We start from the raw sequence: 15,527 nt of genomic DNA on the forward strand, positions 1-15,527 counted from the left end.
ACCTTTTATCTTGGAGGGGAGCCAGCATGGACCAAAAAATTCTGTGTGAAGTCAATAACTGTTCATATTGGGGCAGAGGAAACAAATGCACGGCCGACGCTATTTATGTGGTCAGCCATACAGGCGAAACCGCTGAAAAAAGTGAAGAAACGGATTGCAAAACCTTTAAACCGCATGATTTATAAAAGAAAAGAGCTGTTTTATACAGCTCTTTTTAATTTCCGCGCCGCAAGCCTTTTTGAAATCAGCCCCTGAGCCGGAGAAAACAGAAAAGCCAGCAGAAAAAACACGCCGGTCATCGCAGCCATCGCACCTGAAATTGACACGTTGAGCCATGTGGCGGCGCCATATCCCAATACGGCTGACAGCCCGCCGATACCCGCGCTGATGAAAAGCATGGAAGAAAGGCGGTTTGTCAGTAAATAGGCGGCTGCGGGCGGTACAATCAGCATCGCAACGACTAAAACCGCTCCCACTGAATCAAAAGAAGCAACCGTCGTAAGCGACAGCATACCCATCTGCACATAATGAATGACCAGGACAGGAATGCCGATGGCTATCGCCATTTCCGGGTCAAAGGCGGCGATTTTAAATTCTTTATAGCAGCAGACAATCAGCAGCACATTGATGATAAGCACAGATAAAATCATCCAAAACGCTTTAGGGCCGATATCGAAGCCGAACAGCTGAGCTGTATTCCACGGAACGAAAGCAATTTCTCCCATAAGCGAATGTTCTATATCAAGATGTACATGTTTGCCGTATACAGACAGCAGAATGACGCCGACCGCAAACAAGGACGTAAAGACGACACCGATAGCCGCGTCAGACTGCACGCCTTTACTGTGCAGAAACTGTACGAAAAAAGCCGTCAGCAGCCCGGATGCCGCAGCTCCGGTAAACATTGGAATTCCGTTAAGGGCTCCCGTCACAAGGAAAGCGCCGACAATTCCGAGCAGCACCGTGTGGCTGATCGCGTCAGCAAGCATCGCCATGTTTCTCAGCACAAGAAAAGTGCCGATTAACGCGCAGCTCACGCCGACTAAGATTCCCGTTGCGATAATCCACGCTTCATAACTCATTGTAAGCGCCTCCTTTCTCCTTTTGAAGTGATTCATTCGGCATTCGCCCGTGCAATCGTAAAAGCTGCAAAAGCTTTTCTTTCAGTTCTTTCGGCAGAAGATCCGGATGAAATTCGTCCCTGGCGGCCGTTTCTATACCGGCCAGTTCCGTTTCATGCATGAGGTAAACTTCATACATGCGCTGTGATAAGACAATTTCGTATCCCTTCGTCAGCCCTGCCTCGGTCATCCGCCATTGTTCGGCTCCGCTGCGCTTGAGGTATCCCTTTTTCTCCAGTTTCCTGATAGGGCGCTCCCATTCTTTTTTCAACATCTGCCCGGTGACTGAGGTTTCATTCGTTTGTTCACTCATCTCGTAAATAGCTGAGAGCGTTTGTTCAAAAGCGGTCTTTTTTCTCAGCCGGAAAAGTTTAACCGTCTTTGACACCAGTCCGCGATCCGGAGCGAATAATAGAGAAAACAGAAAAACGGAAGCCGCGCTTAAAATAATTAACGGCCCGGTCGCCATACCGTCCGTCGTCGTACTTAAAAGCGTTCCCGCCACACCGGATAACCCGCCGATTAATCCGGACAGCACGATCATGACCGTTAAACGCTCCGTCCAATACCTTGCGGCGATCGCCGGCGTAATAAGCATGGCCGCCATTAAGATGACACCGACCGTCTGCAGCCCGATCACAACCGCACAAACAATTAAAAAAACCAGCAGTCCGTTCAGAAACCTGACAGGCAGTCCCGCCCCTTTCGCAAATGCCATATCAAATGTGATCAATTTGAATTCCTTAAAAAAGACGGCGCACAATAAAAGCAGAACGGCAGAAATGACTCCGATGATGACAATGTCCTGTTTAACGAGTGACGCCGCCTGACCGAATAAAAAAGAATCAAGCCCGCTCTGGCTTCCGGAACCGAGTCTTTGAATATAGGTCAGAAGAATAATGCCGATCCCGAAAAACACGGACAATACGATGCCGATCGCAGAATCCTCCTTCGTTTTTGAATGCTCCGTGATGTTCTGGATGCACCAAGTTCCAGCAAGCCCCGCGGCAGCCGCTCCGATCAAGAAGAACAGCATCGTCTTTTCTCCGGCAATGAGAAACGCAAGACATACTCCGGGCAAAGCCGAATGAGCCATGGCGTCGCCGATCAGACTCTGCCTCCTGAGAAGCACAAAGCTTCCCAGCACGCCGCTTGCCATGCCGAGAAGCAAAGTTCCCGCCAACACCCATTGGGTATTCGGTTCCTGAAGCTGAAGCCATATATGATACAGCGCCATCAGCCCGTTCCCCCTTCGGCCAGGAGGTGATCTTTCAAAAATGCAAGCCTTCCTCCGTACGTTTTTTGTAAATTTTCGATTGTAAACACGTGTTCAGTCGGTCCGAAAGCAATCTTTCTCATGTTCAGCAGCAGCATCCAATCGAAATACTCCTTTGCCGTCTGCAGGTCATGATGGACGACGAGCACGGTTTTTCCTTTTTGTTTTAATTCCGTCAACAGCGTGATAATCGCCCGCTCCGTAGCGGCATCAACTCCTACAAACGGTTCATCCATAAAGTATATATCCGCATCCTGACATAAAGCCCGGGCCAGAAAAACCCGCTGCTGCTGGCCTCCTGAAAGCTGGCTGATCTGCCTTTTGGCATAATCAAGCATACCGACCTTATCCAAACAGGCTTCAGCAAAATCAATATCACGTTTTTTCGGACGCCTGCACCAGCCGATATGCCCATATCTTCCCATTAAAACGACATCCAGAGCGCTTGTCGGAAAATCCCAATCCACAGAACCGCGCTGCGGAACATAGCCGATCCTCTTCCGCTCCTTTTCTGATGATTTCCCATAAATAGAGACCGTTCCGGAGGCGCTTGGCGTTAATCCTAAAACAGCTTTTATCAACGTTGATTTTCCGGCTCCGTTCGGCCCGATAATCCCGATCAGTTTTCCTTCCGGCACCTGCATGGTGACGTTCTGCAGGACCGGTTTTTTGTGATAGGCTACCGTCACATTTTCAATGCTGACAGGATACACGTCATTCTCTCCCTTCCTGTTTATTTTAATGAGCTGACAATCGTATCTATGTTATGGGCGAACATACCGGCGTACGTGCCCTCTTTTGTCCCCTTTTCGCCCATGGCATCTGAATACAGCCAGCCGCCGGCGGAAACATCATGACCTTTTTCTTTGGCGCCCTCAACAACCGCGTTTATTGACTTTTTCGATACGCTGCTTTCCGTAAACACAGCTTTAATTTCCTTATCCGCAAGCAGACTGACAAGCTTTTGAACATCTTTCAGTCCGTAATCAGAGTCCGTGCTCAGCCCTTGAAGTCCTCTGACCTCAAATCCGTATTCCTTGCCAAAATACGCAAAGGCATCATGTGCTGTAACTAGTACACGGCTTTTTTCGGGAATTGTCCCGATCTTTTCTCTCGATTTTTTATCTAAAGATTTCAAATTCTCTTTATACTCTTGGGCGTTTTTTGTAAAGTCGTCTGCATATTCGGGTTTTGCTTTTTTTAATTGCGCTTCGATTTCGTCAACGGCATACAGCCATAACGGAATGCTGAACCATACATGCGGATCATACATATTCTCACCCGCTGGAATCAATTTCTCCTTCGGTATTGATTCAGCCACTGCTGCGGACGGCTTTTGCCTGCTGATTTTCGTTAACATATGCTCCATTTTCCCCTCTAAGTGAAGTCCGCTGTATAAAACAACATCCGCCTCCGTTAATTTTTTCGTATCTCCTTGTGATGCTTTATAAAGATGCGGGTCGACTCCCGGCCCCATCAGTGACGTCACTTCAACATGGTCTCCGCCGATATGTTCAGCGGCGTCAGCCACCTGAGAAGTGGTAGCCGTAATCGTGAGCTTTCCTTTTTGTCCGCCTGAAGATTCAGAGCTGCATGAAGACAATGCAAAACAAACCATCAGCACAGACGCCAATACACTGCTTTTTTTCATATCCGTCCCCTTTCCTTTGTCCCGTTCTCTTTTAAATGTGATGTTGATGTCAGTCTTATGACAATTCTTTATATTTAAGAACAAATGATTGATACAGGACAAAAAGTTTCCTTTGTGCAAAATTATCGCACAAACTCACATTTGTCAAGTGTCCGCTCATTAAAAAAACCGGCTGATACAGCCGGTTCAAACGGGGGAAGGGGTGATGATGAACAGTTTCAATATAACAGCAGCTTACAGGCAGCTCAACACGCTGAAATGTCTTTTTATCAGTTGTTTGTCGTAAAAACGTCCATTTGGGTGACGTATTTTCTCATTATTTCCTGATTGACTTCGACACCCAGTCCGGGACCGTCCGGAACAGAGATGAACCCCTCTTCGATACGGATGTCGGGAGTGACAATATCCTCCTCCCAGTATCGGTCTGATGAGGAAATATCACCCGGTATCGTAAATTGCGGCAGCGAAGCAAGCGCGACTGTCTGCGCTCTCGAAATGCCGGTTTCAAACATTCCGCCGCACCAAACCGGCATGTGATGCTCTCTGCATAAGTCATGTATTTTTAAAGCCTCTGTCAGGCCTCCTACACGCGCCGGTTTTATGTTAATGATTTTACAGCTCCCAAGCTCAATCGCCCGCCTTGCGTCATCATATGAGCATATGCTTTCATCAAGGCATACCGCGGTTCTCAAGTGTTTCTGCAGGTGGCGGTGATCGACAATATCATCTGCCTGAAGCGGCTGTTCTATCATCATGAGCTGGAATTCATCCAACTCTTTCAGCCTGCTGATGTCTTTCAGTTCATATGCCGAGTTGGCATCCGCCATCAGCGGTACGTTCGGAAAACGGCTGCGGATGGCTCTGACCAGATCAACGTCATGGCCGGGCTGAATTTTTATTTTTATACGTTGATAACCTTCTTTTACGTATTGCTCAATTTCCCGAAGCATCTCATCAGCCGAAGCCAGACCCACCGCCACGCCGGCGGGCACTTTATCTCTTTTGCCCCCTAAGGCTTCTGCGAGTGATATCCCTTTTTTCTTGGCATATAGATCCCACACGGCTGATTCAAGCCCCGCTTTTGCCATGCGGTTTCCTTTGAAACGCGCGAGACTGTCAGGCACCTCTGACGGATGGAAAAACTCGCGGCCTACGACATTTGGGATGAAAAAATCTCTCAGCATATGCGCGCATGTCTGAATCGTTTCTTCTGTATACCACGGAGAAGAAAACGCCGATACCTCCCCCCAGCCGGTTCTCCCGGTTTCATCGATCGCTTCCACGATCAAAAATTTACGGTCCTGCAGCGTTTCAATACTTGTTTTAAACGGTTTTTTCAGCCTCATACTTACATGATAAAGGGTGATTTTTTCAATCTTAATCATGACAATTCTCCTTTACGAAGCTCATTCAGCCGATGTCTCATCAGTTTATTGGACGCGTTCCGCGGGAGCTCGTCAACCTCGAAAAAAGCAGCCGGTATTTTATATTTTGCAAGCCGCTCACGGCAAAAGGCGGTCAGCTCCTCAGAACTGACAGAAGAAGTCAGCACGAGAAAAGCATGCGGCACTTTCCCCCACTTCGGATCTTCGGCTCCCGAAACACCGGCCTCCGCTACAGCCGGATGGGCAAGCAGCGCCGCTTCCACTTCTGCCGGGTAGATATTTTCTCCGCCTGAAATAATGAGGTCCGACCGCCTGTCCAGCACGTATAAAAACCCTTCATCATCCAAATAGCCAAGATCGCCCGTTTTAAACCATCCATTATGAAAAGCGGCCTGGTTTGCGTCGTCACGATGGTAATACCCTTTCATTACATTCGGGCCTTTCACCGTAATTTCACCGTGTTCAAACGGCGCACAAGGGTTTCCGTCTTTTTCAATTCTAATTTCGCATGAAAACAGCGGTTTACCGGCCGAGCCGAGCTTGTCCATGCTGAATTCCGGAGAAAGCGTGACAATCTGCGAGCAGGTTTCAGTCAAGCCGTAAGATTGGAATACCGGAAATTGTTTCCTGCGGCATTCTTCAAGGAGCGGCAGCGGTGCCGGCCCCCCGCCAAGCAGAATGCAGCGCAGTGATTCAGGACATTGTTCAGTTTCCGCAAGCAGGCCCGAAAGCATGGTCTGCACCGCTGAAATGATCGTGACCTGATGGGAGCTGATGCTGTCCAGCACATCAGTGACAGAAAATTTTTGATGAAGCACGACAGGCATGCCGTAAATGACCGACTTAAACAGCGCAGACAGACCGCTGATATGAAACAGCGGCAGCGCAATAAGCCAGCGGTCCCGCTCCGTGACCCCCAGATTCAGCGCAGACGATACAGCGCTGGAATAATGATTACCGAAAGTCTGCTGCACCCCCTTCGGCCTTCCCGTTGTTCCTGACGTATACATAAGAGTCGCCGTATCATCAAGTGTTACATAAGCTTCAGGTTCAATGTCTCCCGCGGCTTTGGCCTGCAGCTCGTCCACGTCCGCGGCGGCGACCGCAGATTCATAATCTTCGCGGCAAAAACCGTCCTCCGTCAATAAAAGCTTTGCCTGTGAATCTTCGAGCTGAAACAACCGTTCCTGTTTTGAGAGTTTCGTATTCAACAGCACAACTTCCGCCCCTAATAAGAAGCATGCATGAACGGCATAAACCATTTCCGGTCTGTTAGAAAGCAAAATCGCGGCACGGTCTCCTTTTTTAAGCGAGCAGTATTTGGACAGCCGCGCGGCCAATTGTTTAGAAGCATGATATAATTCTCTGAATGTCATCTGTTTGTTTTCAAATATGAGAGCGATTCTCTCTGGTGTCAGCTGAGCCCTTTGAATGAGCCAATTCGGCTGTTCTGTCAGCATGTTATCATCTCCGAGGTAAAAGTACTTTTTTTGAAAAGAAAACAGCTTGGACCAGAGCGGCTCAAGCTGTTTCGTAGTGTCATCTGATCACGGAAAACGAGGGAATTGACCGAAATCGGGACTGCGTTTCTCTTTAAAGGAATCGCGGCCTTCTTTCGCTTCGTCAGTCGTGTAATAAAGAAGCGTTGCATCTCCTGCAAATTGCTGAATTCCGGCGAGGCCGTCTGTATCTGCGTTAAATGCCGCTTTAAGGAAACGAAGGGCTGTAGGGCTTTTCTCAAGCATTTCTTCACACCATTTAATTGTTTCCTCTTCAAGTTTCTCTAATGGGACAACCGTATTGACAAGCCCCATGTCGAGCGCTTCCTGCGCGTTGTATTGACGGCACAGGTACCAGATTTCACGGGCTTTCTTATGTCCGACGATACGCGCCAGGTAACCTGAGCCGTAACCGGCGTCAAAGCTTCCCACTTTCGGTCCGGTTTGACCGAAAATCGCGTTATCGGCCGCAATCGTTAAATCACAGACGATATGAAGCACATGGCCTCCGCCGATGGCATAGCCTGATACCATCGCTACGACCGGTTTAGGAATAACACGGATCAAACGCTGAAGATCAAGCACATTCAGACGCGGGATCTGATCATCTCCGACATATCCGCCGTGACCGCGGACTTTTTGGTCTCCGCCTGAACAGAATGCTTTATCTCCCGCTCCCGCAAGAACGATGACACCAATATTGGAGTCATCACGCGCACAAGCAAACGCGTCAATCATTTCTGATACCGTCTTAGGAGTAAATGCGTTATGTACCTCCGGGCGGTTAATTGTTATTTTTGCAATACCGTTATACGTCTCGTACAGGATTTCATCGTACTGACGTTCACTTTTCCATTCTGCAGCCATTGATATGACCTCCTTCATTTTTGCCTGAGTCCGGCCGAAAAGCTATTTTCTTTATGCTTTACAAGCCGTATAAAAACTCACTTACTATCTTACCAAAAATTCGCGGCTGTTCCACATGTACCGTGTGCCCCGCCTGTTTGACAACCTCTATTTTACTTGATGGGAGCAGGTTATGCACCTTTTGATTAATAGCGCAAAACTTTTCATCCCATTCACCGCATATGAGCAGGACGGGCGCCTTGATGCGGTGTAATGCCTCCCACCAGGAAGGCTGTGAGCCCGTCCCCATTCCGAGCAGGCTTCCTGCAAGTCCGGACGGATTATTTTTCAGCCTGCCGGCACGGATGGATGCCTTTACACTGTCCGGCAGAGAAAGCTGCGTGGCAAACAACGGAATGCCCTCCCAATAATCAACAAACGATGTTATACCTTCCCGCAATATAAAGTCAGCAAGCTTCCGGTCTGACTGAATCCGCTTTTTCCGTTCCTGAAGCGTGCTGAGGCCCGGGGTTGTACTTTCCAAAACAAGCGCTGACACCCGATGCGGAAATGCCTGTGCAAAGGAATACGCAAGTCTTCCCCCCATAGAATAACCAATAAGTTTCACTTTGTGAAGTTTTAATTGATCAAAAACGGCGGCAAGGTCCGCAACCTGCCGGCTCGTACTATACCTTGCCGCTTGCACAGGCGCGTCTGTCTCCCCGTGACCCAGGCAGTCAATCATCACAATTCGTTCGCCGGGAAACATGCCGCGTAAAAACATCCATGATTCTTTGCTGCCCGTAAATCCATGCAGACAAACAATAGCTTCAGACGATTCGTGTCCGCTATCAGCCGCCCGATAGCACACGCCGTCGGCCGTTTTAACAGTTACAGTTTCCATTCTTTTTTCACTTCCCGCACTGCGGCCTGCAGCAGATCGCGATGGAATTGAACTCTTGATGTCCGATCTGTTTTCAGCTCGATTATATGAAGTCCGGGCTTGTCCGCCTGCGGCTGATACGCATCCTTAAATGCTTCCCATGTCTCAGGGCAAGTATACGTCCCGCCGTACAGTGCGGCGGCATGCCGGAAATCAAGACCCGTCGGCGTACCGAACAGTTCTTCAAAATGAGTCTTATCAGATGCCTGCGGCAAAAACGAGAAAATCCCGCCGCCATCATTGTTTATTAAAATAACCGTAAGCGGAATTCCAAGTTTTTTAGCCGCTAACAGCCCGTTTAAATCATGGTAAAACGATAAATCTCCAATTACAAGCGTGACAGGAGCTTTTGTACCCTCACACAGCCCCATAGCCGAGGAGACAACCCCGTCAATTCCGTTAGCGCCGCGGTTGGCATAGACACGGAAGGAGCGATCTTGTTTTTCAAAGAACGTATCCACGTCGCGAATCGGCATGCTGTTGCCGACAAAAATCGAACTGCCTTCAGGGACAAGGTGCTGAAGCTGACGATATACATTTCCTTCAAATGATAAATCATCCATGCTCGCGGCCTGTAAATGACTCCGGAACCGGTCATTGACAAATTGCCATTTCTCAAGCCATCCGGACGGCCGTTTTCCGGTTTCAGCTGAACGGACCGCTTCCAAAAACACAGACGGATGGCAATGAATCATATGCGCGCCGGCCTGGGTGGGATCTCTCCATCCTCCGCCTTCATCGACGATAAACTGCTCAATGGCAGGATCATCTCTGAGCCATAAAAAGAGCGGTTTGGAAACCGGCATCGGACCGAAGCGGATCACAGCGTCAGGGCGCAGCGCCTCTTTTATTTCTTCATCTTTTAAAAACGAGTCATAAGCATCAATAATCAGCGTCTTATCATGCTCCCCGTTTCGGAGGTTTGAAAGCGGATCAGCCAAAATCGGGAACTGAAGCATCTCGGCAAGCGCGATGATTTGCTGCTTTTCTGCTTCACCGTGAATTTCGCCGCAGACGATCATACCTCTTTCGGTCCCCGCGAGACGCTCTGTAATATGACAGAGAGAATCTTGATCAGCTGACTGAATCCCTGTTGTGACTGAGACGTGCCGCCCCTTTCTCATTCTTTCAAAAGGTCCGGCTGATAAATCCGGCATCAAAGGCTCTCTGAGCGGCACATTGATATGGACCGGCCCCATCGGGCGCTTCCCGGCTTCACTTACGGCTCTGCCGGCCAATGTTCTGATATAGCTCAGCATTTGAGGATTTTCCTCAGGCAGAGCCGAGTCTGTGAAAAACTTAACAAAGTTACCGAACAGAAAATGCTGGTTAATCGCCTGAGGCGCCCCCACTTCCCTCAATTCATGAGGCCGGTCAGCAGTCAGGACAATAAGAGGCACTCTTGAATAATGAGCTTCAATCACGGCCGGATAGAAGTTAGCCGCTGCCGTTCCTGACGTACAAATCAGCATGACCGGACGCTGGCGGGCTTTTGCAAGACCGAGTGCGAAAAAACCTGCGGACCGTTCATCAATCTGTATATGGACTTGAATATCCGGGTGGGCCGCCGCCAAAACCGCCAAGGGAGTTGACCTCGATCCCGGGCAAACAACCGCGTCGGTGACACCCGATAGAGCGAATTCATCAATAAAGCTTCCGATATAATGTGTAATCGGGTTTGTCAAAGCCTTTCACCTCCTAAAGCAGAGATCATCGGCTTTAGTTTAATTTGTGTTTCTTCATATTCTGATTGCGGATCTGAATCTTCAACAATACCGCAGCCTGCGAAAAGCCGCGCACTTTTGCCTTCAATCAGCCCTGATCGGATAGCCACGACAAATTCTCCGTTTTCCCTGCCGTCCATCCAGCCGATCGGTGCCGCGTACCATCCGCGTGTCATCGGTTCAATATCAGCGATAACTTCAACAGCTTTCTGCTGGGGAGCTCCGCCCAATGCCGGTGTGGGATGCAGCTTTTCAATTAAATCAAACAGCGAAGCGGACGTTTTAAGATGGCCTGTGATCGGCGTATATAGATGCTGAACACTTTTTGTTTTATATAATTGCGGACCTGCAGGCTTTTTCACATCGCTGCAGCTCGACAAGAAAGAATCGTGTATCATCTGAACCACAAAATCATGTTCCGCGAGATTTTTTTCGTCATGCAGCAATTCCTTGCCGAGACGGTCATCTTCTTGTTGATTTTCTCCGCGCTTAATTGAACCTGCCAGACAGGTGGACATGACGTCTTTGCCGGATTTTTTGATCAGCCGTTCCGGTGAAGCGCCGACAAAGCATTTATCTCCCTGCTCAATCGCAAAAACATAGCTTGTCGTTTGGTCTTTCAAAAGCTTACGGACAACGCTCTCTGCCGGAATAGGCCCATCATATGACAAAACGACTTCCCTTGCCAGCACGACTTTATCATATTGATTTGCTTTCATATCATTTGTTGCTGTTTTAATGGCTTCAAGCCAGTTTTCCACATCAAGTTCTTCCGCTTTTGTTAAAACAGGATATTCTTCATACTCAATTGAAGAAACTGAAAAAGCTTCCGAAAAAGATTTCAGACGTTTCAGCGTATCTTCTGCCTGATTACCGTCTGCCGCCCATTGATTGACGGTTAAATAATCACCATCTGCCGTCTTTGTCAGCATGAGTGAGGGGATAAAGAACAGTCCTTCTTCGAACCCGTTCCATTCGTCTCCTCTCTCTTCAGCGGGATTAAATGAAAAACCGCCGAATAAGACAGGGCCGACCGCGGTATGCGCCGCCTCTTCTTCTTCATGAATATGAAAAGCCATCTTTTTAAAGCGCTCCCATTGTTCAAAAACGTCGTGATAACGCTTTCCATTTTTTTCATTCGATTGGAACAGCGCTTCTGTGCCAAGACCGACTATTGTTAATTCACTACCGGGTTCTGACCAAAAAAATCGTTTGCCTTTATATTTTTTTGCTCCGTCTTTGAAAAATGATAGAGGGTCTAAAGACGCAATACGTCTTGAATAGCTCAATAAGACAGCATGGTTGACTTGTTTGGCTTTATGTAATGCATGATCTGCTTCCTCTCGGAACGTATGCTGCACCGTTGTCACCATGAGACATTCCTCCATAATCCGTTAAATGCTTTTAATACAATACACCTGTGATGACTTTGTGTCAAACACACAGATTTGAGCACGACAAAATGCCTGCATTTCTTATTATAAACCTTTTTGCGCAAATGAATAAAGAAACAAACTTGAATTTTCTTTCCCCACTCTCGGCAATCACTGTATCCTTTTACTTCCTCATGGGAAATGACTATTTTTATCCACCATTTTTCTGCGCAAAAGCGTTCATACTAACAGTAAGCATCACATAGAAACGAGGGATTGATGTGCTTACAAACGAACAGATCACACACTTAAAAAAAGAATTGGAAGAAGCCAGACATGATATTTTAAGCCGCTTTAAAGAAAATGATCAATTTCAGTTAACTGATGAATTCCCGTATCAGTCATCCGGCGAATTGTCTTCCTATGACAATCATCCCGGCGATCAGGCGACCGAATTATACGAGCGGGAAAAAGACCTGGCTCTGCTCGACCATGAACGGGAGCACCTTCGCGACATTGATTACTCTCTGAAACAAATTGAAAACGGCACATACGGCACATGTGAAGTCAGCGGCAAGGACATTCCTTATGACAGACTCGAAGCTCTGCCGACGGCTACGACATTGGCGGAATATTCGTCGCAGGATGCCGTTTCCAAAGACAGGCCGATTGAAGAGGAAACACCGTTCGGACAGTTTGAATTTGATGATGATGAATCAATCCGGGCGGCTTACGATAGTGAAGATGCTTATCAGGATGTTGAGGAATACGGAAACTCAGAAACGCCTCAGGATTTAGAGGATCCGCCGCTCAGCTACGGGGATATGACAATGAACTCAGAAGAAAACATCGGCTATGCTGAGGATTATGAAAACTTTATCGCGACAGATATTACCGGAAAAAACATTTCCGTGTATCCAAGCAAAGCACACGAAAAATATGAACAGAAACTTGACGAAGAAGGAATTATGACGACATTCGGCGATCTTCATGCTGATTAAAACCCCGGCCTGCCGGGGTTTTTGAATACAAATAAATGGTTTGCTGCATTTTCACACTGAAAACTCATACACTTAATGGTGCATGAACCTTTTAAAAGGTTCAATAATTCCAAAAAAGGGAACTAACGTATTGGCATTGAATGGCGGAGGGAACAAATGAAAAAGAAGTATATCGGTGCGATTATTGTATTTATCATTACATATGTCTTGTTTTCTTTAGCGGGGTTTCTCTTTCCCATCGACCGGGAATGGTACGACGCGCTGCAAAAACCTGACTGGACGCCGAGCGGATCAGTGATCGGCATCATATGGGCCGTTTTGTTTGCGCTTATTTCGCTCTCAGCAGCCTTGGTATACGCAAAGTTTTCATGTAAAGAATCCAAAGCTTTTTGGGTGATGCTTCTCATCAATTATATCGTAAATCAAGGGTTCAGCTATTTTCAATTCACACAGAAAAATTTGCTTGCTGCATCTATCGATTGCCTGCTTGTGGCGGTGACAACACTCATTCTGTTGCTCATTGCCGGTAAATACAGTAAAGCTTCAGCCTGGCTTCTGGTTCCTTATTTATTATGGAGCGCTTTTGCCACATACCTGTCTTTTACCATTTATGCTATGAACGCATAATAAAAAACCTTGCATAGTATGCAAGGTTTTTTTAATGACCCGTACGGGATTCGAACCCGTGTTACCGCCGTGAAAGGGCGGTGTCTTAACCGCTTGACCAACGGGCCTTATGGCGGAGAAGGAGGGATTTGAACCCTCGCGCCGCTTACACGACCTACACCCTTAGCAGGGGCGCCTCTTCAGCCACTTGAGTACTTCTCCGTATGGCTCCACAGGCAGGATTCGAACCTGCGACCGATCGGTTAACAGCCGATAGCTCTACCACTGAGCTACTGTGGAAAAATCATCATGGTGGGCCTGAGTGGACTCGAACCACCGACCTCACGCTTATCAGGCGTGCGCTCTAACCAGCTGAGCTACAGGCCCATGACAATATAAAAATGGAGCGGGTGATGGGAATCGAACCCACGACATCAGCTTGGAAGGCTGAGGTTTTACCACTAAACTACACCCGCATGTTGTTTGGGGCGATTGATGGGAATCGAACCCACGAGTGCCAGAGCCACAATCTGGTGCGTTAACCACTTCGCCACAACCGCCAAAACAATATTAAATTAAATGGTGGCTCGGGACGGAATCGAACCGCCGACACACGGATTTTCAGTCCGTTGCTCTACCAACTGAGCTACCGAGCCTTTTTATAAATGGCGGTCCGGACGGGACTCGAACCCGCGACCTCCTGCGTGACAGGCAGGCATTCTAACCAACTGAACTACCGGACCATTTTTTGGTTGCGGGGGCAGGATTTGAACCTGCGACCTTCGGGTTATGAGCCCGACGAGCTACCGAACTGCTCCACCCCGCGATGATAATTAAATTAGATATGGCGGAGGAAGAGGGATTCGAACCCCCGCGGGCTTTGACACCCCTGTCGGTTTTCAAGACCGATCCCTTCAGCCAGACTTGGGTATTCCTCCGTATAAGTGGTGGACCTTGTAGGACTCGAACCTACGACCGGACGGTTATGAGCCGTCTGCTCTAACCAACTGAGCTAAAGGTCCAATGGTAGCGGCGGAGGGGATCGAACCCCCGACCTCACGGGTATGAACCGTACGCTCTAGCCAGCTGAGCTACACCGCCAAAAAACAATTAAAATCAAGTGGAGCCTAGCGGGATCGAACCGCTGACCTCCTGCGTGCAAAGCAGGCGCTCTCCCAGCTGAGCTAAGGCCCCAAAATGGTCGGGAAGACAGGATTCGAACCTGCGACCCCATGGTCCCAAACCATGTGCTCTACCAAGCTGAGCTACTTCCCGTTTTCAAAAGTATGTATGGCGCGCCCGAGAGGAGTCGAACCCCTAACCTTTTGATCCGTAGTCAAACGCTCTATCCAATTGAGCTACGGGCGCAACAATAAGTGCCGAGGGCCGGACTTGAACCGGCACGGTAGTCACCTACCGCAGGATTTTAAGTCCTGTGTGTCTGCCAATTCCACCACCCCGGCATGGATGGTATAGTATAGTTGGAGCGGAAGACGGGATTCGAACCCGCGACCCCCACCTTGGCAAGGTGATGTTCTACCACTGAACTACTTCCGCGTTTGGCAATGCGGATGAAGGGACTTGAACCCCCACGTCTGTAAAGACACTAGAGCCTGATTCTAGCGCGTCTGCCAATTCCGCCACATCCGCAAGAAAAACATGGTGAGCCATGAAGGACTCGAACCTTCGACCCTCTGATTAAAAGTCAGATGCTCTACCAACTGAGCTAATGGCTCTTATTACAAGAGACTTATATAGTATAACATATAAAGGTGGTGCCGGCAAGAGGACTTGAACCCCCAACCTACTGATTACAAGTCAGTTGCTCTACCAATTGAGCTACACCGGCTTAATACGCCAACTTATGTATGATAGGAATGGTGGAGGATGACGGGCTCGAACCGCCGACCCTCTGCTTGTAAGGCAGATGCTCTCCCAGCTGAGCTAATCCTCCATATATTACACTTACGTGTAATAGCTTGGCGGCGTCCTACTCTCACAGGGGGAAACCCCCGACTACCATCGGCGCTGAAGAGCTTAACTTCCGTGTTCGGCATGGGAACGGGTGTGACCTCTTCGCTATCGCCACCAAACCATTGAGA

13 protein-coding genes, 21 tRNA genes and 1 rRNA gene are annotated in these 15,527 nt (G+C 48.4%); 3 read left to right on the forward strand and 32 right to left on the reverse strand.

Features of this window, described 5'->3' with window-relative positions:
• The first annotated feature begins 26 nt into the window (after positions 1 to 26).
• Positions 27 to 185, forward strand: a complete 159-nt coding sequence (locus tag RUW00_RS20595; RefSeq protein ID WP_007408842.1) for a DUF1540 domain-containing protein — start codon at positions 27 to 29, stop codon at positions 183 to 185.
• A 15-nt stretch (positions 186 to 200) separates the two neighbouring features.
• On the opposite strand, the gene RUW00_RS20600 is transcribed toward RUW00_RS20595, so the two are convergent.
• The 10 genes from RUW00_RS20600 to RUW00_RS20645 form a co-directional block, all read right to left on the reverse strand.
• Positions 201 to 1,082, reverse strand: a complete 882-nt coding sequence (locus RUW00_RS20600; protein WP_280145411.1) for a metal ABC transporter permease — start codon at positions 1,080 to 1,082, stop codon at positions 201 to 203.
• Entirely contained in the window at positions 1,072 to 2,358 is a 1,287-nt protein-coding gene (locus RUW00_RS20605) for a metal ABC transporter permease (RefSeq protein ID WP_095272696.1), read from the reverse strand. Before RUW00_RS20605 ends, RUW00_RS20600 begins: the two co-directional genes overlap by 11 nt.
• Positions 2,358 to 3,110 (reverse strand): metal ABC transporter ATP-binding protein, encoded by a 753-nt coding sequence (locus RUW00_RS20610; protein ID WP_014418707.1) that lies wholly within the window; start codon positions 3,108 to 3,110, stop codon positions 2,358 to 2,360. Before RUW00_RS20610 ends, RUW00_RS20605 begins: the two co-directional genes overlap by 1 nt.
• A 20-nt stretch (positions 3,111 to 3,130) precedes the next feature.
• Entirely contained in the window at positions 3,131 to 4,048 is a 918-nt protein-coding gene (locus tag RUW00_RS20615; RefSeq protein WP_209387526.1) for a metal ABC transporter solute-binding protein, Zn/Mn family, read from the reverse strand.
• Between the two features lie 269 nt (positions 4,049 to 4,317).
• Positions 4,318 to 5,433, reverse strand: coding sequence for an o-succinylbenzoate synthase (menC, locus tag RUW00_RS20620; RefSeq protein ID WP_003152223.1), 1,116 nt, complete (start codon positions 5,431 to 5,433; stop codon positions 4,318 to 4,320).
• A complete protein-coding gene (locus tag RUW00_RS20625) occupies positions 5,430 to 6,893 on the reverse strand; it encodes an o-succinylbenzoate--CoA ligase (RefSeq protein ID WP_280145412.1) in 1,464 nt (487 codons plus the stop codon). The genes menC and RUW00_RS20625 overlap by 4 nt, the downstream gene beginning before the upstream one ends.
• Before the next feature lie 87 nt (positions 6,894 to 6,980).
• Positions 6,981 to 7,799, reverse strand: a complete 819-nt coding sequence (gene menB, locus RUW00_RS20630) for a 1,4-dihydroxy-2-naphthoyl-CoA synthase (protein WP_003152221.1) — start codon at positions 7,797 to 7,799, stop codon at positions 6,981 to 6,983.
• A 58-nt stretch (positions 7,800 to 7,857) separates the two neighbouring features.
• Positions 7,858 to 8,682, reverse strand: a complete 825-nt coding sequence (gene menH, locus RUW00_RS20635; protein ID WP_095272703.1) for a 2-succinyl-6-hydroxy-2,4-cyclohexadiene-1-carboxylate synthase — start codon at positions 8,680 to 8,682, stop codon at positions 7,858 to 7,860.
• Positions 8,670 to 10,406: a 2-succinyl-5-enolpyruvyl-6-hydroxy-3-cyclohexene-1-carboxylic-acid synthase gene (gene menD / locus RUW00_RS20640; RefSeq protein WP_088056434.1), complete on the reverse strand. Its 1,737-nt coding sequence runs from the start codon at positions 10,404 to 10,406 to the stop codon at positions 8,670 to 8,672. Before menD ends, menH begins: the two co-directional genes overlap by 13 nt.
• Positions 10,403 to 11,818 carry an isochorismate synthase gene (locus RUW00_RS20645; protein WP_280145413.1) on the reverse strand — a complete coding sequence of 472 codons (1,416 nt, stop codon included), beginning with the start codon at positions 11,816 to 11,818 and terminating at the stop codon, positions 10,403 to 10,405. The genes menD and RUW00_RS20645 overlap by 4 nt, the downstream gene beginning before the upstream one ends.
• Positions 11,819 to 12,099: 281 nt before the next feature.
• On the opposite strand from RUW00_RS20645, the gene RUW00_RS20650 reads away from it, so the two are divergent.
• Together RUW00_RS20650 and RUW00_RS20655 are read left to right on the forward strand one after the other, a co-directional pair.
• Positions 12,100 to 12,819 (forward strand): TraR/DksA C4-type zinc finger protein, encoded by a 720-nt coding sequence (locus RUW00_RS20650; protein ID WP_095272706.1) that lies wholly within the window; start codon positions 12,100 to 12,102, stop codon positions 12,817 to 12,819.
• 156 nt (positions 12,820 to 12,975) lie between these two features.
• Entirely contained in the window at positions 12,976 to 13,446 is a 471-nt protein-coding gene (locus tag RUW00_RS20655) for a TspO/MBR family protein (protein WP_095272708.1), read from the forward strand.
• Positions 13,447 to 13,481: 35 nt separating this feature from the next.
• Here RUW00_RS20655 and RUW00_RS20660 read toward each other — a convergent pair.
• The 22 genes from RUW00_RS20660 to rrf all read right to left on the reverse strand — a co-directional run bounded on the left by RUW00_RS20660 (position 13,482) and on the right by rrf (position 15,518).
• A tRNA-Glu gene (locus tag RUW00_RS20660) sits at positions 13,482 to 13,553 on the reverse strand.
• A 3-nt stretch (positions 13,554 to 13,556) separates the two neighbouring features.
• Positions 13,557 to 13,647, reverse strand: a tRNA-Ser gene (locus RUW00_RS20665).
• A 3-nt stretch (positions 13,648 to 13,650) separates the two neighbouring features.
• A tRNA-Asn gene (locus tag RUW00_RS20670) sits at positions 13,651 to 13,725 on the reverse strand.
• 10 nt (positions 13,726 to 13,735) lie between these two features.
• A tRNA-Ile gene (locus tag RUW00_RS20675) sits at positions 13,736 to 13,812 on the reverse strand.
• Positions 13,813 to 13,827: 15 nt separating this feature from the next.
• Positions 13,828 to 13,901: transfer RNA gene (locus RUW00_RS20680), tRNA-Gly, on the reverse strand.
• A gap of 8 nt (positions 13,902 to 13,909) precedes the next feature.
• Positions 13,910 to 13,985: transfer RNA gene (locus tag RUW00_RS20685), tRNA-His, on the reverse strand.
• A gap of 20 nt (positions 13,986 to 14,005) precedes the next feature.
• A tRNA-Phe gene (locus tag RUW00_RS20690) sits at positions 14,006 to 14,081 on the reverse strand.
• Positions 14,082 to 14,091: 10 nt separating this feature from the next.
• Positions 14,092 to 14,168, reverse strand: a tRNA-Asp gene (locus tag RUW00_RS20695).
• Between the two features lie 6 nt (positions 14,169 to 14,174).
• Positions 14,175 to 14,251, reverse strand: a tRNA-Met gene (locus RUW00_RS20700).
• Between the two features lie 19 nt (positions 14,252 to 14,270).
• Positions 14,271 to 14,363 (reverse strand) — tRNA-Ser (locus RUW00_RS20705).
• 7 nt (positions 14,364 to 14,370) lie between these two features.
• Positions 14,371 to 14,447, reverse strand: a tRNA-Ile gene (locus tag RUW00_RS20710).
• A gap of 2 nt (positions 14,448 to 14,449) precedes the next feature.
• Positions 14,450 to 14,526: transfer RNA gene (locus tag RUW00_RS20715), tRNA-Met, on the reverse strand.
• A 20-nt stretch (positions 14,527 to 14,546) separates the two neighbouring features.
• A tRNA-Ala gene (locus tag RUW00_RS20720) sits at positions 14,547 to 14,619 on the reverse strand.
• Between the two features lie 4 nt (positions 14,620 to 14,623).
• Positions 14,624 to 14,700, reverse strand: a tRNA-Pro gene (locus RUW00_RS20725).
• A 16-nt stretch (positions 14,701 to 14,716) separates the two neighbouring features.
• A tRNA-Arg gene (locus RUW00_RS20730) sits at positions 14,717 to 14,793 on the reverse strand.
• A gap of 9 nt (positions 14,794 to 14,802) precedes the next feature.
• Positions 14,803 to 14,888 (reverse strand) — tRNA-Leu (locus RUW00_RS20735).
• Between the two features lie 19 nt (positions 14,889 to 14,907).
• Positions 14,908 to 14,982: transfer RNA gene (locus RUW00_RS20740), tRNA-Gly, on the reverse strand.
• A gap of 9 nt (positions 14,983 to 14,991) precedes the next feature.
• Positions 14,992 to 15,075 (reverse strand) — tRNA-Leu (locus RUW00_RS20745).
• Between the two features lie 10 nt (positions 15,076 to 15,085).
• Positions 15,086 to 15,161: transfer RNA gene (locus RUW00_RS20750), tRNA-Lys, on the reverse strand.
• Between the two features lie 37 nt (positions 15,162 to 15,198).
• Positions 15,199 to 15,274 (reverse strand) — tRNA-Thr (locus RUW00_RS20755).
• A 29-nt stretch (positions 15,275 to 15,303) separates the two neighbouring features.
• Positions 15,304 to 15,379 (reverse strand) — tRNA-Val (locus RUW00_RS20760).
• 23 nt (positions 15,380 to 15,402) lie between these two features.
• A 5S ribosomal RNA gene (gene rrf, locus RUW00_RS20765) occupies positions 15,403 to 15,518 on the reverse strand.
• Positions 15,519 to 15,527 lie beyond the last annotated feature (9 nt).

The organism is Bacillus sp. IS1 (genome assembly GCF_032461585.1).
Taxonomy (GTDB): Bacteria; Bacillota; Bacilli; order Bacillales; family Bacillaceae; genus Bacillus; species Bacillus velezensis.